Below are 834 nucleotides of genomic sequence, written 5' to 3'. Positions count from 1 at the left end.
TTGACCGGATGGACGCGCTCATTGAGGACCTGCTGATTCGGGCGCTCAGGTATTCCCGGTCACTCGGAACTGCCCTCGCCTACCGGCGTCTCCTCTTCGATCTCGGCGGTGTCACGGTCGACAGTTACCCGGACCTTCTGGATACGTGTGTCATCCACCTGTTCGGCCCGGAGCGTGACGTTCTCGTAGTTGAACTCTTCGTCCTGCTCGACAAGGCGGCCCGCAAGGTTGAAAACGAAGCCCGCGATGCTCTCGAACTCCTCGCCTTCTGGCAGTACAATGTCGAGCGCTTCATTGATTTCCTCGATGTTAACCCCACCGTTCACGAGGACGGTGTCATCGTCAACGAATTCGATCGGATCTTCTTCGTCACCCGCCAGTATTTCGCCGACGATTTCCTCGGTCATATCCTCCATCGTGATGAGGCCCTCAGTGGCACCGAACTCGTCGACGACGATAGCCATCTGTATCCGTTTCTCGCGCATTTCCGAGAGGAGCGCGTCGACGTTCTTCGACTCGGGGATGTGGAGCGTTGGAGCGATTACGTCCTCTACGTCGAGGTCGTCGAAAGTGTCGTAGTTCGAATCCTGCAGGTCACGGATGTCGAAGACGCCGATCACACTGTCTAGCGACCCATCGTAAACTGGTAGGTCTGCGTGACCACTTGAGATACACTTCTGGATTGCCTCCTCAACGGTCGCATCACTGGAGATAGCCGCCACATCGAGGCGGGGGGTCATCACCTCCTTGGCAGTGGCATCGGTGAATCGAAGGGCGCGTTGGAGCCGCTGGTGTTCCTCCTCGTCGAGGACCCCCTCACGCTCGCCCGTTTGA

General features: G+C 58.0%; 1 protein-coding gene. It reads right to left on the bottom strand.

Annotated features, from left to right (window positions below):
- Positions 1 to 59: 59 nt before the first annotated feature.
- Positions 60 to 834: hemolysin family protein (locus EXE41_RS18585; RefSeq protein WP_137691793.1), on the bottom strand; the 775-nt coding region annotated here is incomplete at its 5' end.

The sequence above is a fragment of the Halorubrum sp. SD690R genome (genome assembly GCF_005435035.1).
Classification (GTDB): Archaea; Halobacteriota; Halobacteria; order Halobacteriales; family Haloferacaceae; genus Halorubrum; species Halorubrum ezzemoulense.
Note: the sequence above shows the minus strand (reverse complement) of the source record. Positions and strands in the feature narration are given on the sequence as shown.